The sequence below is a fragment of the Hymenobacter sp. FMD4 genome, from assembly GCF_058932745.1.
Genome location: NZ_JBZYWH010000002.1, coordinates 296,448 through 315,523, shown reverse-complemented (window position 1 = coordinate 315,523; position 19,076 = coordinate 296,448). Strand labels below are relative to the sequence as shown.

General features: G+C 59.7%; 17 protein-coding genes. 7 read left to right on the top strand and 10 right to left on the bottom strand.

The genetic code is table 11. From position 1 onward, the window contains the following. The first annotated feature begins 54 nt into the window (after positions 1–54). Complete coding sequence (locus tag AC5FXY_RS03325) at positions 55–471, top strand: hypothetical protein (RefSeq protein WP_493555208.1); 417 nt, start codon at positions 55–57, stop codon at positions 469–471. An 86-nt stretch (positions 472–557) separates the two neighbouring features. Here the strand turns inward: AC5FXY_RS03325 and AC5FXY_RS03320 are convergent, their stop codons facing one another. From AC5FXY_RS03320 to AC5FXY_RS03305, 4 genes are all read right to left on the bottom strand, one after another. Beyond that, complete coding sequence (locus AC5FXY_RS03320; RefSeq protein WP_493555207.1) at positions 558–1,964, bottom strand: MFS transporter; 1,407 nt, start codon at positions 1,962–1,964, stop codon at positions 558–560. A gap of 80 nt (positions 1,965–2,044) precedes the next feature. Further along, on the bottom strand, positions 2,045–3,898 hold the full coding sequence (locus tag AC5FXY_RS03315; RefSeq protein WP_493555206.1) for an alpha-amylase family glycosyl hydrolase: 1,854 nt from the start codon (positions 3,896–3,898) through the stop codon (positions 2,045–2,047). Positions 3,899–4,034: 136 nt separating this feature from the next. Next, the gene (locus AC5FXY_RS03310) at positions 4,035–4,742 is read right to left on the bottom strand and encodes an SDR family oxidoreductase (protein ID WP_493555205.1); all 708 of its coding nucleotides are present in this window, start codon (positions 4,740–4,742) and stop codon (positions 4,035–4,037) included. A gap of 86 nt (positions 4,743–4,828) precedes the next feature. Next, positions 4,829–6,727, bottom strand: a complete 1,899-nt coding sequence (locus AC5FXY_RS03305; RefSeq protein ID WP_493555204.1) for a glycoside hydrolase family 13 protein — start codon at positions 6,725–6,727, stop codon at positions 4,829–4,831. Between the two features lie 398 nt (positions 6,728–7,125). Between AC5FXY_RS03305 and glgP the strand changes: the two genes are divergently transcribed. Next, complete coding sequence (gene glgP / locus AC5FXY_RS03300) at positions 7,126–8,799, top strand: alpha-glucan family phosphorylase (protein ID WP_493555203.1); 1,674 nt, start codon at positions 7,126–7,128, stop codon at positions 8,797–8,799. A gap of 60 nt (positions 8,800–8,859) precedes the next feature. On the opposite strand, the gene AC5FXY_RS03295 is transcribed toward glgP, so the two are convergent. Further along, positions 8,860–9,462 carry an arylesterase gene (locus AC5FXY_RS03295; protein WP_493555202.1) on the bottom strand — a complete coding sequence of 201 codons (603 nt, stop codon included), beginning with the start codon at positions 9,460–9,462 and terminating at the stop codon, positions 8,860–8,862. A gap of 258 nt (positions 9,463–9,720) precedes the next feature. Between AC5FXY_RS03295 and AC5FXY_RS03290 the strand changes: the two genes are divergently transcribed. The 5 genes from AC5FXY_RS03290 to AC5FXY_RS03270 all read left to right on the top strand — a co-directional run bounded on the left by AC5FXY_RS03290 (position 9,721) and on the right by AC5FXY_RS03270 (position 13,084). Beyond that, positions 9,721–11,016 carry a phage tail-like protein gene (locus AC5FXY_RS03290; RefSeq protein ID WP_493555201.1) on the top strand — a complete coding sequence of 432 codons (1,296 nt, stop codon included), beginning with the start codon at positions 9,721–9,723 and terminating at the stop codon, positions 11,014–11,016. A 17-nt stretch (positions 11,017–11,033) separates the two neighbouring features. Then, positions 11,034–11,726 carry a phage tail protein gene (locus AC5FXY_RS03285; RefSeq protein WP_493555200.1) on the top strand — a complete coding sequence of 231 codons (693 nt, stop codon included), beginning with the start codon at positions 11,034–11,036 and terminating at the stop codon, positions 11,724–11,726. 10 nt (positions 11,727–11,736) lie between these two features. Beyond that, positions 11,737–12,360, top strand: a complete 624-nt coding sequence (locus AC5FXY_RS03280; RefSeq protein WP_493555199.1) for a phage tail protein — start codon at positions 11,737–11,739, stop codon at positions 12,358–12,360. Positions 12,361–12,517: 157 nt separating this feature from the next. Next, on the top strand, positions 12,518–12,835 hold the full coding sequence (locus tag AC5FXY_RS03275; protein WP_493555198.1) for a thioredoxin family protein: 318 nt from the start codon (positions 12,518–12,520) through the stop codon (positions 12,833–12,835). 6 nt (positions 12,836–12,841) lie between these two features. Further along, a complete protein-coding gene (locus AC5FXY_RS03270) occupies positions 12,842–13,084 on the top strand; it encodes a DUF6952 family protein (RefSeq protein ID WP_493555197.1) in 243 nt (80 codons plus the stop codon). A gap of 175 nt (positions 13,085–13,259) precedes the next feature. Here the strand turns inward: AC5FXY_RS03270 and AC5FXY_RS03265 are convergent, their stop codons facing one another. The 5 genes from AC5FXY_RS03265 to AC5FXY_RS03245 all read right to left on the bottom strand — a co-directional run bounded on the left by AC5FXY_RS03265 (position 13,260) and on the right by AC5FXY_RS03245 (position 18,982). After that, a complete protein-coding gene (locus tag AC5FXY_RS03265) occupies positions 13,260–13,874 on the bottom strand; it encodes a TetR/AcrR family transcriptional regulator (RefSeq protein WP_493555196.1) in 615 nt (204 codons plus the stop codon). A gap of 40 nt (positions 13,875–13,914) precedes the next feature. Then, positions 13,915–14,607 (bottom strand): carotenoid biosynthesis protein, encoded by a 693-nt coding sequence (locus AC5FXY_RS03260; RefSeq protein ID WP_493555195.1) that lies wholly within the window; start codon positions 14,605–14,607, stop codon positions 13,915–13,917. Between the two features lie 164 nt (positions 14,608–14,771). Next, complete coding sequence (gene crtD / locus AC5FXY_RS03255; RefSeq protein ID WP_493555194.1) at positions 14,772–16,286, bottom strand: 1-hydroxycarotenoid 3,4-desaturase CrtD; 1,515 nt, start codon at positions 16,284–16,286, stop codon at positions 14,772–14,774. Positions 16,287–16,322: 36 nt separating this feature from the next. Then, positions 16,323–17,495 carry a hypothetical protein gene (locus tag AC5FXY_RS03250; RefSeq protein WP_493555193.1) on the bottom strand — a complete coding sequence of 391 codons (1,173 nt, stop codon included), beginning with the start codon at positions 17,493–17,495 and terminating at the stop codon, positions 16,323–16,325. A gap of 296 nt (positions 17,496–17,791) precedes the next feature. Beyond that, the gene (locus AC5FXY_RS03245) at positions 17,792–18,982 is read right to left on the bottom strand and encodes a class I SAM-dependent rRNA methyltransferase (protein WP_493555192.1); all 1,191 of its coding nucleotides are present in this window, start codon (positions 18,980–18,982) and stop codon (positions 17,792–17,794) included. Positions 18,983–19,076: the final 94 nt, after the last annotated feature.

The window sequence follows — 19,076 nt, the reverse complement described above, 5'->3', positions numbered from 1 at the left end:
ATTATCTTCAGCATAGCACAGCCTTTCTGCTAATGCTCACCGCCGCTACCGTTCATGGAAGCCATCGATCAGGACTACTTACGCCTTACTTACCGGCCCGATCTGCACGTGCTGTTTCTGCGCTGGACGCGGCCGGTCAGTTCCGCAGAGCATCGTGCCGGCTACCACTCCGCCTTGGAACTGGGTCAGGAGTCGGGCAGTGGCCGGTGGCTGATCGATCTGCGCGCCCGCGGGCTAGCGTCGGCCGAGGACTTCACTTGGGTGCTGACCACCTTTCGGGAGCTGATGCGCGACACTTTGCCTGCCCCACGCCGCATAGCATACCTTGTGACGCCCTACCATTCGGAAAGTATCAATGCCCGCCTGGAAGCCGCAGAACCCACCATTGCGGAGAAGATCCGACAAGGCGCTGACATCAGCACTTTTACTGACGAGCACTCCGCCCACCACTGGCTGCAAACGGGTCTGTAGCGACGCGCACAACCGCGCCCTTCCATAAAACCAACGCCCCGGTTGACGAATCAACCGGGGCGTTGGTTTTATCTACTTGGCTCAACTTACACACGCGGATCGGCTTGTACCGGCGCCTCGTAGGCCGGGCCGGATATTGGCTCCACGTCGGGTATATGCACATCGTCGGCGTCGTTGACGCGCAAAGTGAGTAGGCCCGAAATGATCATCGAGCAGCCGCCCAACACCAGCGTGTAAATGGGCTGGCCGTTGAAAACATTGTTGGTAAAGAAGCCCAAAATCAGGCCAGCTACTACCTGGGGAATCACGATAAAGAAGTTGAACACTCCCATGTAATAACCCATCTTATTGGCCGGCAGCGCGCCGGCTAGCATGGCGTACGGCACCGACAGGATGGAGGCCCAGGCAATGCCTACGCCGATCATCGACAGCACCAACAACTTGGGGTCTTGGATGAAATAGAACGAAATCAATCCCAGACCACCAGCTACCAAGCAGATCATGTGCGTGAACCGGCGCGAAGTGGCCCGGGCAATAACAGGCAACAACAGCGCGAAAATGGCTGACACGCCGTTGTAGACGGCAAAGCACACTCCTACCCAGTCGGCTCCTTCATTGTAAAGCTTGGAGGTGGTATCGGTGGTGTGATAAATATGGCTGGTAATAGCCGGCGTGGTGTAAATCCACATCGAAAACAGAGCCAACCAAGAGAAGAACTGTACCACGGCTAGCTGCTTCATGGTTTTAGGCATGTGCAGCACACCTTCGAAGGATTCGCGCACGCCGTTGAGGAAACCGGCGTTGCGGCGCTTTTCTTCCTCAAACTCCGCCAAATCGGCCGGCGGGTATTCCTTGGTGCGCAGCACCGTCCAGAGCACGGCCAAGAAAAACACGACGCCGCCGATGTAGAAGGCGTACTTCACCGATAGCGGAATCTGACCCGAGGGGGCTGTATTCGGCACATCAAACCAGTTGGTAAACATCCACGGCAAGGCTGAGGCCACTACGGCGCCTACCCCGATAAAGAATGTTTGGGCGGCAAAGCCAGTGGTACGCTGCTCCGAGGGCAACAGGTCACCTACCAAAGCCCGGAAAGGCTCCATGGAGATGTTGATGCTGGAGTCCATAATCCAAAGCATGCCCACAGCCATCCACAGCGCCGTCACGTTGGGCATCACCAGCAGGGCTATCGACGCCAGGATGGCGCCGACCAAAAAGAAGGGCCGGCGGCGCCCCCACTTAGGGCTCCAGGTGCGGTCCGACATATAGCCGATGATGGGCTGCACCAGCAGGCCGGTCAGCGGCGCAGCTAGCCAATACAGGGCTATTTCGGTGCCACCCATCGTTTCAAAGATGCGGCTGACGTTGGCGTTTTGCAGGGCAAAGCCGAACTGAATGCCAAGGAAGCCGAAGCTCATGTTCCAGATTTGCCAGAACGAGAGGCGGGGCTTATGCTGCGTGGCGGCTGACACGGTGGCGGAAGCGGAGGCCATGGGAGAGTGTGTGGGAATGGGGAATGAAGCGACAAGTGACGGACGACAGGTTACATGCGTTACCTGTACTTATCACTTCTTTAGGGCAGCGGATTGATTTCCAGAATCACAGCCGACAACGGCGGCAGCGTAATGCGCGAGGTGCTGTTCTTAGAGCGGCCGTTGAGCACGTCGGTGTAAGTGAACTGGGTGCGCTGCGGGTCGAGGCCCATCAGCCGCCATGCCTCGTTCGGCACCTTGAGCGTGGGTACGTAGGTCTGGGTGTGGCTGAAGTTGACCACCACCAGCATGCGCTGCTTGTCGGTGAAGCGCAGGTAGCTGTACAGGTTTTTGTCGCTGTACTCCTTGCTGAGGTTGTTGGCGTCTTGCAGCTCGTAGAAGCGGCCGCGGCGCAGGGCTTCGTTGGAGGCCGTGATATTGAGCAGGCGGCTGTAGAAGTCGCGCAACTGCTTCTGCTGCATGCTCAGCTTGCCGCCGTCGAACTTGCCGTCGTTCAACCACTTCTGATGCTCGGGCACGCCCCAATAATCGAAGATGGTAGTACGGCCGTCTTCGGTGGAGAAGCCCGCTACGCCGCTGCCCGGCTCGCCTACCTCCTGCCCGAAATACATCATGACCGGGCCCGAGCCCAGCGTGGCCGATACCGTCATGGCCGGAATGGCCGTCATGGCGTTGCCGGCGAAGTCCTTGGAGGCGATGCGCTGCTCGTCGTGGTTTTCGAGGAAGCGTAGCATGTGCGAGGAAAAGCCGCGGCTTTCGTCGCGCCACACTTTGGTGATGTCCTCGGTGGTGCCTTCCTGTCGCATCAGGCGGCGCAGGCCGTCATAGAGGCCCACCTTGTCGTAGAGGAAATCGAACTTGCCCTTCTCCAGGTAGGTGCGGTACTCCTTGGGATTGTAAGCTTCGCCTAAGAAGATGATGTCGGGCTTTACCTTCTTGACTTCGGGAATAACCCAGGCCCAGAACTCCACGGGCACCAGCTCGGCCACGTCGCAGCGGAAACCGTCCACGTTTTTGTTGGCCCAGAACACCAGGATGTCGCGCATCTTAATCCAGGTATCGGGTACGGGCTCGAAGTAGGTTTTGCGGCCGTTGACGTAGTCGACGCCGTAGTTAAGCTTGGTCGTCTCAAACCAGTCGTCCAGCTTCGGGGCTTCCGAAAACACGTCGTTGCCGGTGGCGCGGGCGGGGGTTTCCGTGTACTTGCCGTCTTCCTTGGGGCCTTTGGCTCCGGGGCCGAGTGGATCGTTGCCTTTAGGCACCACGAAGGCCTTGCCGGGCAGGTAGTAGAAGTTGTTGTTGACGGCAAAGGCCTTGGTTTTGTCGTCCTTTTCGCCCAGGTCCACCACGCCGGCCGGCTTGGCATCGGACTTATAGCTGCGCGCTACGTGATTGGGTATGAAGTCGATGAGCAGCTTCAGGCCATTATCATGGGTGCGCTTGACTAGGGCGTCAAACTCCTGCATGCGCTTCTTGGGGTCCGCCGCCAGGTCAGGGTCCACGTCGTAGTAGTCCTTCACGGCGTAGGGCGAGCCGGCGCGGCCTTTCACCACGTCGGCATCGTCGAGCGGAATGCCGATTTTGGTGTAATCGGCCATGGTGGCGTGCTCCAAGATGCCGGTGTACCACACGTGCGATACGCCGAACTTCTTGAGCTCCTGCAGGGCCTTGTCGGTAATGTCGTTGAACTTGCCCACGCCGTTTTCGGCGGCTGAGCCGTGGGTTTTGTTGGTGGTCTTGGTGTTGCCGAACAGCCGCACCATCATCTGATAGACAATGAGCTTGTTGTCCTTCGGAATTTCGTCGGTGGTGTTCGGGTCGGCAGGGGCGGGTTCGAGGTAGTGCGCCATCGGCGGGGCCGCTACGGGCGGCTGGGTAAAGGCAGCTAAGCCAAGGGTGAGAGCAGCAGCTGGCAGCAGTATTTTTGGTCGCATAGGGTCCGTAATTTAGGAATTTAGGGGACTTAGCGCCTAAACTGACCAGCTGTTTTTGTTGCGTAATTAATTTAAGAGCTGAGTGAATGGCTCCGCCAAACGGCAGCCAGTTGGGCGCCTAGCGGCGCCTGTCCTACTACCATTCCTGCGTTACGGGGTGCAGCGTAAGCTCATCCACCACTACGTGGGGCGGGGCTTCCAGCACGTAGCGCACAGCCTGGGCCACGTCCAGGGGCTGCAGGTGCGTTTTTTCCTTATCGGCACCGCCGGGCTTGGCTTCGTTGAAGTGCGTATCGACCAAGCCGGGGTAAATCACGCTCACCTTCACGCCGTGTGGGCGCACTTCCTTGCGTAAGGCATCGAGTACGGCGTGCTGGGCGTACTTGCTGGCGCCATAGGCGGTGCCGTGCACGAAGGTGCGTTTGCTCACGTCGGAGGCAATGCCCACGATATGGCCTCGTTGCTGGGCCTTGAGGTGGGGCACGGCGGCTTTGCAGAGCAGGAAGGTGCCTTTCACATTCACGTTGAACATCCGGTCCCACTCGGCGGCATCGAAGTTCTCCAGCAAGTTGAAGGAGCCCACGCCAGCGTTGCAAACGACGATATCCAGCCGGCCGTAGTGGCTCATCGCCTCGGCCACCACCAGCTGGGCATCGGCTTCGTTGCTCACGTCGGCCACGATGGCCAGACCGTTAATTTTTTGGGCTACTTCCTGCACGTCGTGCTCGGAGCGAGCTACGCATACTACATGGGCGCCCTGCAGGGCCAGCAGCGTAGCTATAGCTCGGCCGATGCCGCGGCTGGCACCGGTTACAATGGCTACTTGGTTGGTTAGATCAGTCATAAGGCGGCAATGGTTGCTGAGGTAAATAATACGCAAAGGCCGCCGGAGGTTGGTCCGGCGGCCTTGTTTCTTGCGTTGTAGGCGGATTACTTCTGTAGTTCCAGCACCCAAGCCGTGTAGGGCGGAATTTTCATCGAGGCCAGGTTATCCAGCGTGGTGCCGGTAATTACTTCCTGCGCCTTCGTGAAGCCTTGCATGCGTTCCGCAAATCGCTCGGTGCTTACCGTACGGGCTTCCTTGGCAGCGTTCATCACCACCATCACCGTCTCGCCCTGGTCGTTGTAGCGGAAGTAGGTGTACACGCCGTTATCGGGGATGAAGTGCATGTACTTACCCGTGTGCAGCACCGGGTGCGACTTCCGGTACTGCGCCAGCTTGCTTACGTAGTCAAAAGCCACGTTCTGCTGCTCCGAGCGGCCTGCTTTGGTGAAGCGGTTTTCCTTGTCGCCGGGCCAGCCGCCGGGAAAGTCCTCGCGCACCTTGCCATCGGGGTTGGAGTAGTTTTTCATCAGCACCTCGGTGCCGTAGTACAGCTGCGGAATGCCGCGCGAAGTGAGCAGCCAGGCAATGCCCATCTTGTACTTCTGGAAATCCTCCCCAATAACTGAGTAGAAGCGGCTTACGTCGTGGTTGTCGAGGAAGAGCACGTTGTTCAAGGGCTTCACGTACATCCAGTCGGTCTGCATGGTGTAATAGAGGCGGTTGATGCCTTCCGTCCAGCCCGGCTCCTTGGTCAGGGCATCGTTGAGGGCGTACTGCAGCTGAAAGTCGATGACGCCGGGCATGTTGCTCTTGAAGCCCGACACGGCGGGAAAAATGTTGCGCGCAAAGTAGGCCTGCTGCCCGGTGCCCTGCACCCAGGTTTCGGCAAACATGCCCAGCTGCGGGTACTCATCCAGAATGGCCTGCCCCCAGTCCATCAGGAACTTGCGGTCGGAGTAGGTATAGGTATCCACGCGGTAGCCATCGAGGCCGGTGTACTCCACCCACCACAGGAAATTCTGGATCAGGTACTTCGATACCAGCGGATTGCTCTGGTTCAGGTCGGCCATGTGCTTGTCGAACCAGCCCTCCCCGAATTGCTTCTGGTCGTACTGCGATACATACGGGTCGTTGAAGGCCGCGTCGCGAAAGTTGGAGCGCGTAAACTCGTTCCATTGGTGAAACCAGTCCTTGGCCGGTGCGTCGCGCACGAGGTAGCTGGAGGTGCCCATGTGATTCAGCACCACGTCGTGAATCACCTTCAGGCCCTGCTTGTGGGCGTTCTGGACGAAGCGTACGTAGTCCTCGTTGGTGCCGTAGCGGGCATCTACCTTGTACCAGTCGGTGAGGGCGTAGCCGTGGTAGCTGGCCTTGGGCTCGTCGTTTTCCACGATGGGCGTAGGCCAGATGGCCGTCACGCCCAACTCCTTCAGGTAGCCGAAGCGGTCCTCGATGCCTTTCAAATCGCCGCCGTGGCGCGAGAACATGGAGTCGCGGGCCACGCCCGGGGCGCGCATGCCTTTGATGAAGTCGTTTTTGGGGTTGCCGTTGGCGAAGCGGTCCGGCATCAGCAGGTAGATGAAGTCGGAGCTGTTGATGCCCTGCACCTTGGACTTGTCGCCCGGCGTGGTGCGGGCACGCAGCTCGTATTGATACTTGAGCTTCTTAGGGCCGCCCGTGAAAGTGAGCGGCAGCTTGCCCACCTTGGCCGTGGGCTGCACCAGCAGATTCACCAGCAGGTAGTTGGGGTTTTCCATTTTCTGCTGCCCCGCAATGCTCACACCTTGGTAGCTCCCGTCGATGGCGGCCGTGCTGGCCCCAATACCTGGACCGTACACCAGCAGCTGCAGTTCAGGATTGCGCATGCCCACCCACCAAAACGTGGGGTCGATGCGAGTGATGCCGTCTTTGGGAGCGGCTGCCGAGGGCTCGGCGGCACGAACAACGGCCGGGGCGCCGAGCAGCACAAGCAGCAGCGGCAACCAGGAAAAGGAACGAAGCATAGAGGTTGGGGAATAAACCGAACATGCGTAGCTCAGCGGCTACAGACAGCAAAGTAGGACCTTTAGCGGGCGTCAGCAACATTTGCGCAACCACCCCGCCCCAATCTCATTGATTGATAGCCATTAATACCTGCAAAAACATAAATAAAGACGCAACTAATGCTCCGGCGGCCGTATCAGGCTCATTGGCTGCAGCTTTCCACTTATAGCGGCGTTTCGTGGGTCGGATTTGTGCAAACGTTCGCACAACTTTTCCCTGCCAAAAGGCGGTGCGCTAGCTCGCGTTAATGGTTCAGCTTTCGTACCTTATGGGCCCCAAACCCATTTTTCGCCCCCGAAAACGGGCTTTGGAAGCTTTCCTCCCCTAAGCTCATTTAACCACCGATTTTCCAACCCAGATGGCGTTTGAACTGAACTCTTACCAGCCAGCCCCCGAATTCAGCAAATCCGCGGCGTACTTCTCGATGGAATTTGCCATCGATCAGGCCCTAAAAACCTATAGCGGCGGCCTCGGCTTCCTAGCCGGCTCGCACATGCGCTCGGCCTACGAGCTGAAGCAGAACATGATTGGCATTGGCATCCTGTGGAGCTACGGCTACTACGACCAAGCCCGCCAGCAAGACCAGACCCTGCGCGTAGATTACGTGGAGAAGCATTACAGCTTCCTGCAGGATACCGGCTTGCTTTTCGACATTACCATTCACTCGGCCCCGGTGAAGGTGCGTGCCTACTACCTGGCCCCGGAAGTGTTTGGCACCTGCCCGATGTTCTTCCTGAGCACCGACGTGCCCGAGAACGACTACCTCTCGCGCACCATCTCGCACCACCTCTACGACGCCGACCTGGCGGCCCGCGTGGCCCAGAGCATCCTGCTGGGCGTAGGCGGTGGCAAGCTGCTCGACCTGCTCAACCTTACTCCCGACATCTACCACCTCAACGAGGGCCACGGCCTGCCGCTGGCTTTCCACCTGTATCAGAAGCACGGGCAGCAGCTGGCCGAAGTGCAGAAGCGCCTGGTATTTACCACGCACACCCCCGAGCTGGCCGGCAACGAAGAGCACGGCTTCAAGCTGCTCAACGACATGACCTTCTTCGCCGGCACCTCGGAAGAAGAAGTACGCCGCCTGGGCTTTGTGGAGCACGAGCGCGTGAACTACACGCTCACGGCCCTGCGCATGTCGCACATTGCCAACGGCGTATCGGCCGTGCACGGCCGCGTGGCCAACCAGATGTGGAACGGCAACGCCGGCATCTGCCCCATCATTCACATCACCAACTCGCAGAACGGTACCTACTGGCGCGATAAGCAGCTGCACGAGGCCCTGGCCGCTGGCGACGTGGACGCCCTCAAGGCTCGCAAGCGTCAGCTTAAGCAGGAGCTGTTCAAGGAAGTCGCCAACCAAACCGGCACCATCCTCGATCCGGACGCCCTGACCGTGGTATGGGCCCGTCGCTTCGCCGGTTACAAGCGCGCTAACCTCATCCTGCACGATTTTGCCCGCTTCGAGGCCATGGTGCGCAGCACTGACCGCCCGGTGCAGGTAATCTGGGCCGGCAAGCCCTATCCGAAGGACTACGCCGCCATCGGCTTGTTCAACGACCTGATCCAGCGCACCAAGCACCTGAAGCAGTGCGCCGTGCTCACCGGCTACGAGTTGCAGCTTTCGGGCCTGCTCAAGAAAGGCTCTGACGTGTGGCTGAACACCCCGCGCTTCCCGCGCGAGGCTTCGGGCACCAGCGGCATGACCGCCGCCATGAATGGTTCGCTCAGCCTGAGCATCCCCGATGGCTGGATTCCGGAATTTGTGCGCCACGGCGAAAACGGCTTCCTCATTCCGCTGGCCAACCTGCACGAAACCGACGAAGTAAAGGACGCCATCGAGGCCAACGGCACCATGGACGTACTGGAGCAAGAGATTCTGCCGCTGTACTACGGCAACCCGGCCGAGTACTGGAACCTCGTCCAGACGGCCATGCGCGAAGTGGAGCCGCAGTTCGAGTCGGGCCGCATGGCTACCGAGTACTACGAGCTGATGTACAACGCCTCGGTGCTCAAAACGCAGCAGGCTTAAGCTTTCTGGTTTTCCTTAGGCCAAACGGGCCCGCAGCCAAGGTTGCGGGCCCGTTTGGCGTTAATGCACGGCTGACTGCGCCTGATAATTGCGCAGCACCGGTTCCAGCACCTGCCACACGTTGTCAGCCACGATGCGGTAGCCGGCGGCATTGGGGTGGGCGTTGTCGGGCAGGTTCAGGTCGCGGCGACCGAGCACGCCCTGCAACAGGAAGGGCACGAAGGGCAAGTTGTTCTTTTCCGCTACCAGCCGAAACAGCGCCTTAAACTCGTTGGCGTAGCGCGCAAATTGGTGGTTTCCCAAGGGGCCAAGGTCGAAGGGAAATTCCATTCCTACCAGCACAATCTGCGCTTCGGGGTACTGCCGATGGACCTCGTCGATGATGCGCTGCAAGTTCTGGGTGGTTTCGCGCACCGGAATGCCACGCAGGCCGTCGTTGGCGCCTAGCTCCAGCACAAACACATCGGGCCGGCGCTTGCTCAGCACCGAGGGCAGGCGGGCTACACCGCCGGCCGAGGTTTCGCCGCTCACGCCCGCATTTATGCACTGCCATGACAAGCCCAGTGAGTCAATTCGCTGCTGAATAAGAGCGGGAAAGGCTTGCTGAGCGGGCAGGCCATAGCCAGCCGTGAGACTATTGCCGAAGAAAACGATGTTGCGCATAACCGGAACGGGAACGGCCGCTGTGGCTGCGCCGCTCGCGGCCGGTCGGTCGGCTTGCTCTTCACCAGAGCAGGCCGCCAGCCAGCAGCTTAGCATCAGCAACAAGAGGCTACGGAAGTACATACTCGCTGTACGCACCCGCCCCAGGCCGGGGTTATAACTGCGCTGATTCATATTGGATTTTTTATATAATAATTGCCAAATATTTATAGTGCATCTCGTACCTTGCATCCGATTCCATCCCCCTCGAAATCCTCTATGATCAAACGCTACGCACTTGTGGCTGGTGGTTTGCTGGCAGCGTGGTCGGCTCAAGGCCAAACTGGTTCTGTCGGCGTCGGGACCACCACGCCCACTACCTCCGCCATGCTGGATGTAAGCTCCACCACGAAGGGCTTCCTGCCGCCGCGCATGACCCGCGACCAGCGCGTGGCCATTACCACACCCGCCAACGGCTTGCTGGTGTATCAAACCGATACCCAGACGGGGGCTGCGGCAGGCCTGTACCAGTACCAAGGCTCGGCGTGGGTGCGCGTAGCTGCTGATAACCTAGGCGACCATACCGCCACCCAGAACCTGGGGCTCAATGGAAACTGGTTATCCAACGCCTCCGGCAACGCCAACGGCCTGCGCATCGACAACGCGGGCCGCGTTGGTGTAGGGCACGCGCCTTCTACCTTCGTGAACCTGGATGTGCTGTCCTCTTTTGGTTTTCGCAACCCGGCCGCCTGGGACCATATGTTCTGGTCGCACGACGGCAGTTCGGCCTTCATGACTGCTGGTGGCGCCGAGAATGGCTTGGCGCTGCGAGTAGGCGCCGGCGGCACCGGTGGCTACAACGACGCCAGCCAGAACTACCGCGAAGTAATGCGCCTGATGTCTTCCGGCAACGTGGGCATAGGCGTCGGCGCCCCAGCCACAATCTTTCAGATTGGTAGCGGCAACTCGGCGCGGGCAGCTCTTATCCGCCTTGGCTCCGGCAACGGCAGCGCTCAGCGCCTGTGGGACATTGGGGTACCCGTCAATGAAACCAACCTAAACGAAGTTGGCGGAGAAAACTACGACTTCGTGGTGCGCGACGTAACCGCCAACGCCACACGCCTGCTAGTGGATTGGAGCACCGGCAACGTAGGCGTGGGTACTTCTGCCCCGGATACGCGCCTGCACGTGGGCGGTTCAGTTAAGATCGTAGACGGCACGCAAGGCGCCGGGAAGGTACTCACTTCTGATGCCAACGGTGTGGCCTCCTGGCAGACGCCAAGCGGCGGCAGCGGCCCCGTGACGTACGGTACGGCCAGCATGACGGCCGGTACCGGCGCCGTGACGCTGAACCCTACGGCTACCGTGATGAACTACCCCAGCAACAGCTCTACCGCTGCCAACGGCACCATCACCTTGGGCAGCACGGGCGTAGCCGCCGGGCAACTGCTCATCCTCACCAACCTTGACGACGTGTACGTGCCCGTAACCAGCGCCAGCGGCACCGAAAACCTGCAGCCGGGTTTTGCGGCTCAGTACATCTACGTCAACAGCGGCTGGCGCCGCATCAACTAACCGCTCCTCTCCTTCGCATGCGTTACATACTTACTTCTGACGGCTACGCACCGATTCCGGAGCTGCCAGCTACCGAACTGCCCCGCCGCAACTGGCTAAAGCGCCTAGGTAGCCTGATCGGGGGCGGACTGCTGGCGGGCGTGGCGGGCGAAAGCCACGCGGCCACCCGCGGCGTGGCCTCCGTCAACGGCTATGAACCGTTTGTTGGCGAAATCATGATGGTGGCTTTCAATTTTGCGCCCGTTGGCTGGGCGATGTGCAACGGCCAGATCTTGCCCATTGCGCAGAATACGGCTCTGTTTTCCCTATTAGGCACCACCTACGGCGGCAACGGTCAAACCACTTTTGCCTTGCCTGACCTACGCGGCCGCGTGCCGTTACACGCAGGTCAGGGACCGGGCCTGCAGAATTACAGCCTAGGCCAAGCGGGCGGTGCTGAGAACCACATGCTCACCCTGAATGAGATGCCGGCTCATAGCCACACTTTAAACGCCTCCTCGCTGGCCGGCACTTCGGCCGTGCCCACCAACAATCTGCTGGCCAACAGCGGAAACGGTACCGCCCAGTACAGCAGCGCCGGGCCCAATACCACTTTGAACTCAGCTACCATCGGCGTGGCGGGCGGCTCGCAGCCGCACAACAACCTGCAGCCTTACTTGGCCATCAACTTCTGCATCGCACTGGAAGGCCTTTATCCATCGCGGAATTAGTTTGGTTGCCATGTCTTCGTCTTTGCATACCCCAGAACGCCGCCGCTGGTGGCAGCGCCTACTCAAGCCCTGGCAATCGGCGGCGCAAGCCAGCGTGAGCCGCCCGCTGACGGGCGGCTTCGATCCTTACCTCGGCGAGATTATCCTTGTTCCCTACAACTTTGCGCCGCGGGGTTACGCGGATTGCAATGGCCAGATCTTGACCATTGCGCAGAACTCGGCCCTATTTTCCCTATTGGGCACCACCTACGGCGGCAATGGCCAAACCACTTTTGCGTTGCCCAACCTGAATGGCCGGGTTCCTGTGCATATGGGTCAGGGGAATGGCCTCTCCAATCAGAGCCTGGGCCAGCAAGCCGGTACAGAGCAAGAAACGCTATCGATCAATCAGCTACCCGCTCACAGCCACCTTGTCAACGCTGCAGCGGCCGTAGGCACCACGACGGCGCCGGGCGGCGCGGCGCTGGCTAACAGCGGTACCGGCAATGCTGCTTTTCACCCGACGCTAAACACCCAATTGAACTTCGCGGCCATCAGCTCCACCGGTGGTTCACAGCCGCACAATAACCTGCAGCCTTACCTAGGGCTTAAATTCTGTATTGCCATGCAAGGCATTTTCCCCCAGCGTAACTAACCTTAGGGCTCTTCGCCCAACGCTTGGCCCGCCTCGCACGTAGCAGCTTTGCTATTTGCGGGGCGGGTTAAACTTTTTTTGCCCCAAACGCTTTAGGTTTGCAGTCAGATAGGAATCATTCTTATCTGCTGCACACGCCAACTCATTCTTAGCATACATGCCCGTTCTAAAAGCGACCGACGCAGACTTTCAGCAACTGCTTCAGGAAAATGATAAAGTAGTAGTGAAATACTACGCCGACTGGTGCGGCAACTGCCGCCTGTTTTCGCCCAAGTTCAAGCGCCTCTCCGATTCGGAAGCCAACGTCGATGTGGCTTTCTTGGACGTAAATGCCGAGCAGAGCCCCGAAGCCCGCAAGGCAGCCAACGTGACCAACCTGCCCTTCTTCGCCGTATTTAAAGGCGGTCAGCTAGTCGAGACCGTGGCTGCCAGCAAAGAGGAAGCTGTGGTGTCGCTGATCGATAAAATCCGTTAATCAGCCATGAAAATTCCAGCCATCAAGCGCCTCGTCGAAAGCCAGACCCTGCAGACCCTGCTGGAAGCCGAAGAAGCCCTGCTCGACGAGCGGCAACCTTCTTTTGAGGTGGAAGGCGAAGATGAGGGCGAGCAGCTCACCCACGTGTTTGCTGCCATCTTTATCCTGAACCACATGCAGGATCATAACACCGACTTTACCACTGCCCTGCGCGAGTACACCAAGAAGGTGCGCGTTTCAATCAGCTAAAGGCGCTGACAACTGGGGTAAGAGGCAACCAGTCACATGAGACCGGTTACAGCTCTATTCAAACAAAAGGGCCACTCCGAGGAGCGGCCCTTTTAAGTTAAATGCGCATCTGGGTAGCACAGCAGCAGCGGGATAGTTAAACCATGTCTGCTGACTTGTCACCTCCTCGCCCCAACTACATGCGGGCGAAATACGTGGAAGCGGCCCGAATCCCCTCCTCCGTGCACAACCCGCGGACGTAATACAGGTACACGCTGCGGTAAATCTCGGCCAAGTTGTAGCGGCTCGGCGGAAAGATCTGCTCGTTCAAAATTAGATTGAACATGCTCAGGATGATCTTGGTCACCAGAGCGATGTTGATGTCGCCGCGCACCATCTTCTGCAGCACGCCATCGTTGAGCAGTTGGTGGATCATCGGGTGCGAGTACTCCTCCAGGTGCTGCATGGCAATGGTCCAGGCATCCGGAAAGTCCCGCATCATGTCAGTCACATAATCCGGCGACTTGATTTTCTGCAGGTCGCGAATGCCCATTTCCAGCAGCGCAAACAGCCGCTGAATAGGGTTACTGATGCGGGAGTACAGATCGGCGTGCTCACGCATCTGCCGTTCGATATCGAACTGCACTGCTTGCGCCACCAAGTCATTTTTATCCCGAAACATCTCCCGGAACGTAGCCGGTGAAACGTCCAGCACCCGAACAATCTCTTCTAAGGAGAGTGCACTAATGCCTCGGGTCAGAAACAAATCGAATGCCTCTTGCAACAAGGTCTCGCGCAACGTGGGGCTCATGCAGGGGAAATCGGAAGTGAAAAAAGCGCGGCGGCTCAAGTTAGCTCACCAGCCAGGCCAATCCAAAAAAGAACAAGAGCTGAAGCATATACACGAACGGCACCAGCGGATTGCGCCCGGCTGCGATATGGCTGCGGTTCAAGTATACCTGCAGGATTAGCGAGACAGCAAACCAGGCTTTAAAGTTCTGCAGCGGAATCACATCGGCAATCCATTTCCACCACCCGAAATGCTGGGCCACGGGCTCGATGCAAACATCCAGGCCTACCATCAGCACGGCGGCCAGCAACGCCTGCACAATGCCTGGCAGTGGTAAGCGCTGCGCCAGCCCACCAGCCAGATACGTCAGGATCAGCCAGTTTAGCCCGATGATAATGGGCACGTCCAGAAACTTGGGACCGAGCACTTCGCCGTAGGAGTACTGCCCAAACAGCAGGTTGGTACGCACGCCAATGACTTCCACGCCGTAGCCGACCAGCATGGTGGTGAAAGCAAACCACCCAAACATGGGCGCCGGGCTATGCCGGTCGAAACTGAGCAGCAGCGCCGCGGTGAGCAGCAGCGTGAGCGGCATAAACTGCAGGTAGAAGCCAGGGTCCTGCGAATAACCCAGCCCCACGAAGCCGGTGACGTAAAACAGGACCAGCACAAACTGCGCAAAACGCAACCGCCCTTTCGACTGCGGAGCGGGCGCAGCAGCCACAGACGGCGTAAGTTGTTCGGGTTGTGGCATGTAGAGAGTTAAAATCGATAATTAAAAATGAGAAAGGATTCGCTTGGGCTCCTGCGCCTCGGGCGGCTACCCATCCGTGCGACTTACCACGTTGCCGACGGCAGAAGTCTGTGTAGTGGTTGTAAGCTGCACGAAATCCATTTCCAATCTTTACCTCCTCATTTTTAATCGATTAAGCCTGAAACGATTTTGGCTGACAGCAGGCAGAGCGGAATGCCGCCGCCGGGATGCACCGAGCCGCCGCAAAAGTACAGCCCTTCCAGCTTGCGCGAGAAGTTGGGGTGCCGCAGAAACGCCGACAGCATGGTGTTGGACGAGCTGCCGTACAGTGCCCCACCGTACGACGACGTATCGGCGGCGATGCCCGGTGGCGTCCACACCCGTTCGGCCCGGATCAGAGGCTCAACGTCGATTCCTAGGGCCAGGTTCAGGCGGCGCAGCACGGCGGCGCGGGTGCGCTGCTGCAGGGCGGGCCAGTCCTGCCCTTCGTCGTGAGGCACGTTCACCATCACAAACCAGTTTTCGTGGCCGGCAGGCGCGTCGTCGGGCGAGTGTTTGGAGGTGATGTTGACGTACACCGTCACGTCGTCGGCCACCGTTTTGTCCTGAAAGATGGCCTCGAACTCGCGGCGGTAATCGGCAGAAAAGAAAATATTGTGCAGGCTCAGCTCCCGAAACTCACGGCCGATGCCCCAGTAGAAAATCAGCGCCGAAGAAGAACGGGGTTGGGCCAGGGTACGCTCTGGGGCGGGCTGCCGGGGCAGCAGGCGGCGGTAGGTGGGCACCACGTCCATGTTGCTGACTACCTGCCCGAAGTCGTAGATATCCTGGGCCGTACGCACGCCGGTCACGCGGCCGTCGGCGGTCAGAATTTCTTCTACTGGCTCGCGGTAGCGAAACTCCACACCCAGCTCTTCGGCCAGGCGCACCAGCGAGCTGGCAATGCTGTAAATGCCGCCTTCGGGGTAGAACGCGCCGATGCCGTGCTCCAGGTGCGGAATCAACGAGAGCGTGGCTGGGGCCTGGTACGGGTCGGAGCCGTTGTAAGTGGCGAAGCGGTCGAAGAGCTGCACGAGGCGCGCATCCTGCGGGAAGGCGCTTTGGTGCCGGCTGTGCATGGTGCTGAGCAGCCCAAGACGCGGCATTTCGGCCACGGCCTTGAGTGTATCGCGGCTAAGGTAAGTATCGGCCCGGTGCAGCGACTTGTGCAGGAAGGTTTGGGCCGTGGCCTCGTAGGCCCGACGCGAGCCGTGCAGAAAGCGGCGCACTTCGGCGGCCGGCACCCGTAGTTTCTGCTCGATTTCCTGGGCAAATCTTTCCTCATCGGCCCAAGCCGTGAGGCGGGTGCCATCGGCAAAGAAGTACTGCGTAATGGGGTCGAGCCGCTCGTAGCGAAAGTAATCCTGCGGGTCGCGCTCGGCCAGGCGAAACAGCTCGTCCACTAGTTGTGGCAAGGTGAATAGCGACGGACCGGCATCGAAGCGGTAGCCGCCGGGCAGGTCGAACTGGTGCATCTTGCCGCCGAAGGAATCCCGGCCTTCGAACACCGTCACCTTGTGGCCCTTGGCGGCCAGCCGCACAGCCGTGGCAATGCCGCCAATGCCGGCGCCCACGACGGCCACCGGCTGCTTCAGGGACGAGGCTTGACGGAATTTGCGGGTGGCGGGGGCTACGGACATGGAGGAAGGGCTAGACTTGCTAAACAAATTCGGCGGCTAAGGTTCCAGCACGTCGTCGTTTGGGCGCACGATACGCTGGTAGCGTACGCGGGTTGGCTGTAGCGTATCGACGTAGAAAGTAAACTTCTTCGTCCAGGTTTGGAAGCTGAAGCGCACCTCGGACTTGCCTTGCGGCTTGCGGAACGGTTGCATCAGCTCGAAGCGCAACCGGTTTACGGATGCGGGGCTGTGTTTATCGAGCAAGTACAGGCCGCGCTTTTCGTCGAGGAGATAGTACGTGTGTGTTTGGGGCAGGCACTTGCGCAGCACATTGTATTCTGTAGCATCGGTAAAAGCTTCGAACCGGAACTGCTGACGCACCTGCCCGCGGGTGTTGATGACGAAGGCATTGGGTGCGTTGCGATAGGCTTTCGGCACCACCCATTCGTACTCGTCCGAATCGTCGTCGACGAAACCGGCGCTAACGCTTGGGTCCGCATCTGGAGCGGCCACAGCGCGCGAAGTGCTGCGGGGCTTGCGTCGCTGTTCTCCGTAATTATACACGGTGCAGAGCGTCGAATCGGAAAGCACGAAAGCGGCGACCAAAGCTGCTTTAGGTTTATCAAGCTTGATGATTGAGTTGCTCGGCGTAACCAGGGCCTCGCAGGTGAGAACGGTACCGTCGGCGAACAGGCGCGGGTCGCAATGAAGCCCGTCCCAGACATACCAGCAAGGCAGCGGCGGCCGGCGCAGCTGCCCATCAAGGCCCAACAGCAGCACGCACCGCCACCATACGTCGCTGAAGGGAATGCCGATGTCTAGCGTAAAAGCCAGTGTCTGGCTCGGGGCGTGGTAGCCCATGAAGGCGGGCGGGACTAGGTTGCTGACGGTAGCCACGTCTTGGCCCACTATTTTACTGAAGTCCGATTTAGACAGCTTGCGCCGGAACACGCGCTGGCCATGCGGGCCGAGCAGCGTAATAAAGTAATGCCCTTGATAGCCGCGCACCCGCTTGGTTTGGGCAAAGGTGCTGGAGTCGTCGGCAAATGCTCCGCCCACAAGGCCGCTCGTAACCACGACCAACGGCTTGGATGAATCGGCCTCGGCCCGCAGCAGCAGCCGGTACTGCTGGCCGCTCACGGTAAAAGTGGTGTCGCGGCCCACGCGGTGGCTCATATCGACGCGGCTGGCATCAACGGTGTCGCGCGGCAGAAGGCGAGCGACGGCCACAGCCGGGGTAGCCTTAGTCACTACTGTATCCGGCGGCGTTACCGGCGGGGCTGCTTTCTCCGCGCTTGAGCGTTTTTGCTCGCAGGCAGACAGGAGCAGCGCGACAATAGCTGATGTAAAATAGGCTTTCCAGCAACTCATGCTGAAAAGTACTAAAGGCAGATGCTTCGCTACACTATCAAGCCCAGGGCTGATACCGCGCCGCAAAAGACGTCCCGGGCCTTGAAAAACGTCCTGCCCCACCGGCGGACACCAGATGAAGCAGGACGCTCTTTCTTATTTATTGCCTACGGCCCTTAGTCTACCGCCAGCACCAAGCCCTTTAGGTACTCGCCTTCGGGGTGGAACAAGCTCACGGGATGGTCGGCGGGCTGGGTGAGGCGGTGCAGGATGCGCGCCGGGCGGCCCGCTTCGATGGCCGCGGCCATTACGGCGCCCTCGAACAGTTCCATGCTCACTACCTGCGAGCAGCTGAAGGTGAACAGCAGCCCACCGGGCGCGATTTGCTTGATGCCGGCCACGTTCAGGCGCTTGTAGCCCATGATGGCGTTGTGGCGGGCCGAGAGGTGCTTGGCGAAAGCCGGCGGATCGAGCACGATGAGGTCGTACTGGTTGTGACGGTCTTTGAGGAAGCTAAACACGTCCTGGGCGTAGGCTTCGTGCTTATCAGCCAAGCCGCTCAGCTCGGCGTTGCGGTTGGTCAGCTCGATGGCTTTCTTGCTCGAATCGACGGAGTGCACCAGATCGGCGCCGGCTTGCAGGGCATACACCGAGAACCCGCCGGTGTAGCAGAATGTGTTCAGCACACGGCGGCCGGGGGCGTAGCGAGCCAGCAGGGCCCGGTTGTCGCGCTGGTCGATGAAGAAGCCGGTTTTCTGGCCCGTTTCCCAGTCTACGGCGAAGCGGTGACCGTTTTCATTAACGACGTGCTCGGCGCCGGTGCTCTCACCCAGCAGGTAGCCGTTCTCGGCGTCGGGCGCGGCCTTGGTGGGCACGGTTTCGCTGCTCTTGTCGTAGATGGCGCGCAGGCCGGGCACCGCGGCTTGCAGGGCAGCGGCTATCTGCGGTCGGGCACGGTACATGCCGGCGCTGTGCGCCTGCACCACGGCTACGTCGCCATACACGTCGATAATGAGGCCGGGAACACCGTCGCCTTCGGCGTGCACCAAGCGATACACATTGGTGTTGCCAGCACCGGTAAGGCCCAGGCTATGACGCAGCTGGTAAGCATTGCGCAGCTTTTCCACCCAAAACTGGTCGTCGATGGGGTCGGCGTCGCCAAAGGCCAGCATGCGCACCGCAATGGAGCCAGGCGCGTAGTGGCCCTGGCCGAGCGGTTCGCCGTTGTGGGCGCGCACCTGCACCACCTCGCCTTCCACCACTTCGCCCTGCATGCGGGCAATGGCGCCTGAGAACACCCACGGGTGGAGGCGGCGCAGGGATTGATCTTTTCCGGGCTTGAGGAAGATGGTAGCGGGCTGAGGCATAGACGGGGCTAACGCGAAAGAAAGGCCGCAAAGTTCGGCAATAGCGGCGGCAGCGCCACAGTCAATTGGAAAAGCAGCCCCAACTTTGCGTCAA

Bases quoted from the DNA above. Each gene is read 5' to 3' on its own strand.
- AC5FXY_RS03275 (WP_493555198.1), top strand. From the start codon at position 12,518: ATGCCCGTTCTAAAAGCGACCGACGCAGACTTTCAGCAACTGCTTCAG.
- AC5FXY_RS03265 (WP_493555196.1), bottom strand. From the start codon at position 13,874: ATGAGCCCCACGTTGCGCGAGACCTTGTTGCAAGAGGCATTCGATTTG.
- AC5FXY_RS03325 (WP_493555208.1), top strand. From the start codon at position 55: ATGGAAGCCATCGATCAGGACTACTTACGCCTTACTTACCGGCCCGAT.
- AC5FXY_RS03315 (WP_493555206.1), bottom strand. From the start codon at position 3,898: ATGCGACCAAAAATACTGCTGCCAGCTGCTGCTCTCACCCTTGGCTTA.
- AC5FXY_RS03290 (WP_493555201.1), top strand. From the start codon at position 9,721: ATGATCAAACGCTACGCACTTGTGGCTGGTGGTTTGCTGGCAGCGTGG.
- AC5FXY_RS03295 (WP_493555202.1), bottom strand. From the start codon at position 9,462: ATGCGCAACATCGTTTTCTTCGGCAATAGTCTCACGGCTGGCTATGGC.
- AC5FXY_RS03270 (WP_493555197.1), top strand. From the start codon at position 12,842: ATGAAAATTCCAGCCATCAAGCGCCTCGTCGAAAGCCAGACCCTGCAG.
- AC5FXY_RS03260 (WP_493555195.1), bottom strand. From the start codon at position 14,607: ATGCCACAACCCGAACAACTTACGCCGTCTGTGGCTGCTGCGCCCGCT.
- glgP (WP_493555203.1), top strand. From the start codon at position 7,126: ATGGCGTTTGAACTGAACTCTTACCAGCCAGCCCCCGAATTCAGCAAA.
- AC5FXY_RS03320 (WP_493555207.1), bottom strand. From the start codon at position 1,964: ATGGCCTCCGCTTCCGCCACCGTGTCAGCCGCCACGCAGCATAAGCCC.
- AC5FXY_RS03310 (WP_493555205.1), bottom strand. From the start codon at position 4,742: ATGACTGATCTAACCAACCAAGTAGCCATTGTAACCGGTGCCAGCCGC.
- AC5FXY_RS03280 (WP_493555199.1), top strand. From the start codon at position 11,737: ATGTCTTCGTCTTTGCATACCCCAGAACGCCGCCGCTGGTGGCAGCGC.
- AC5FXY_RS03305 (WP_493555204.1), bottom strand. From the start codon at position 6,727: ATGCTTCGTTCCTTTTCCTGGTTGCCGCTGCTGCTTGTGCTGCTCGGC.
- AC5FXY_RS03285 (WP_493555200.1), top strand. From the start codon at position 11,034: ATGCGTTACATACTTACTTCTGACGGCTACGCACCGATTCCGGAGCTG.
- crtD (WP_493555194.1), bottom strand. From the start codon at position 16,286: ATGTCCGTAGCCCCCGCCACCCGCAAATTCCGTCAAGCCTCGTCCCTG.
- AC5FXY_RS03245 (WP_493555192.1), bottom strand. From the start codon at position 18,982: ATGCCTCAGCCCGCTACCATCTTCCTCAAGCCCGGAAAAGATCAATCC.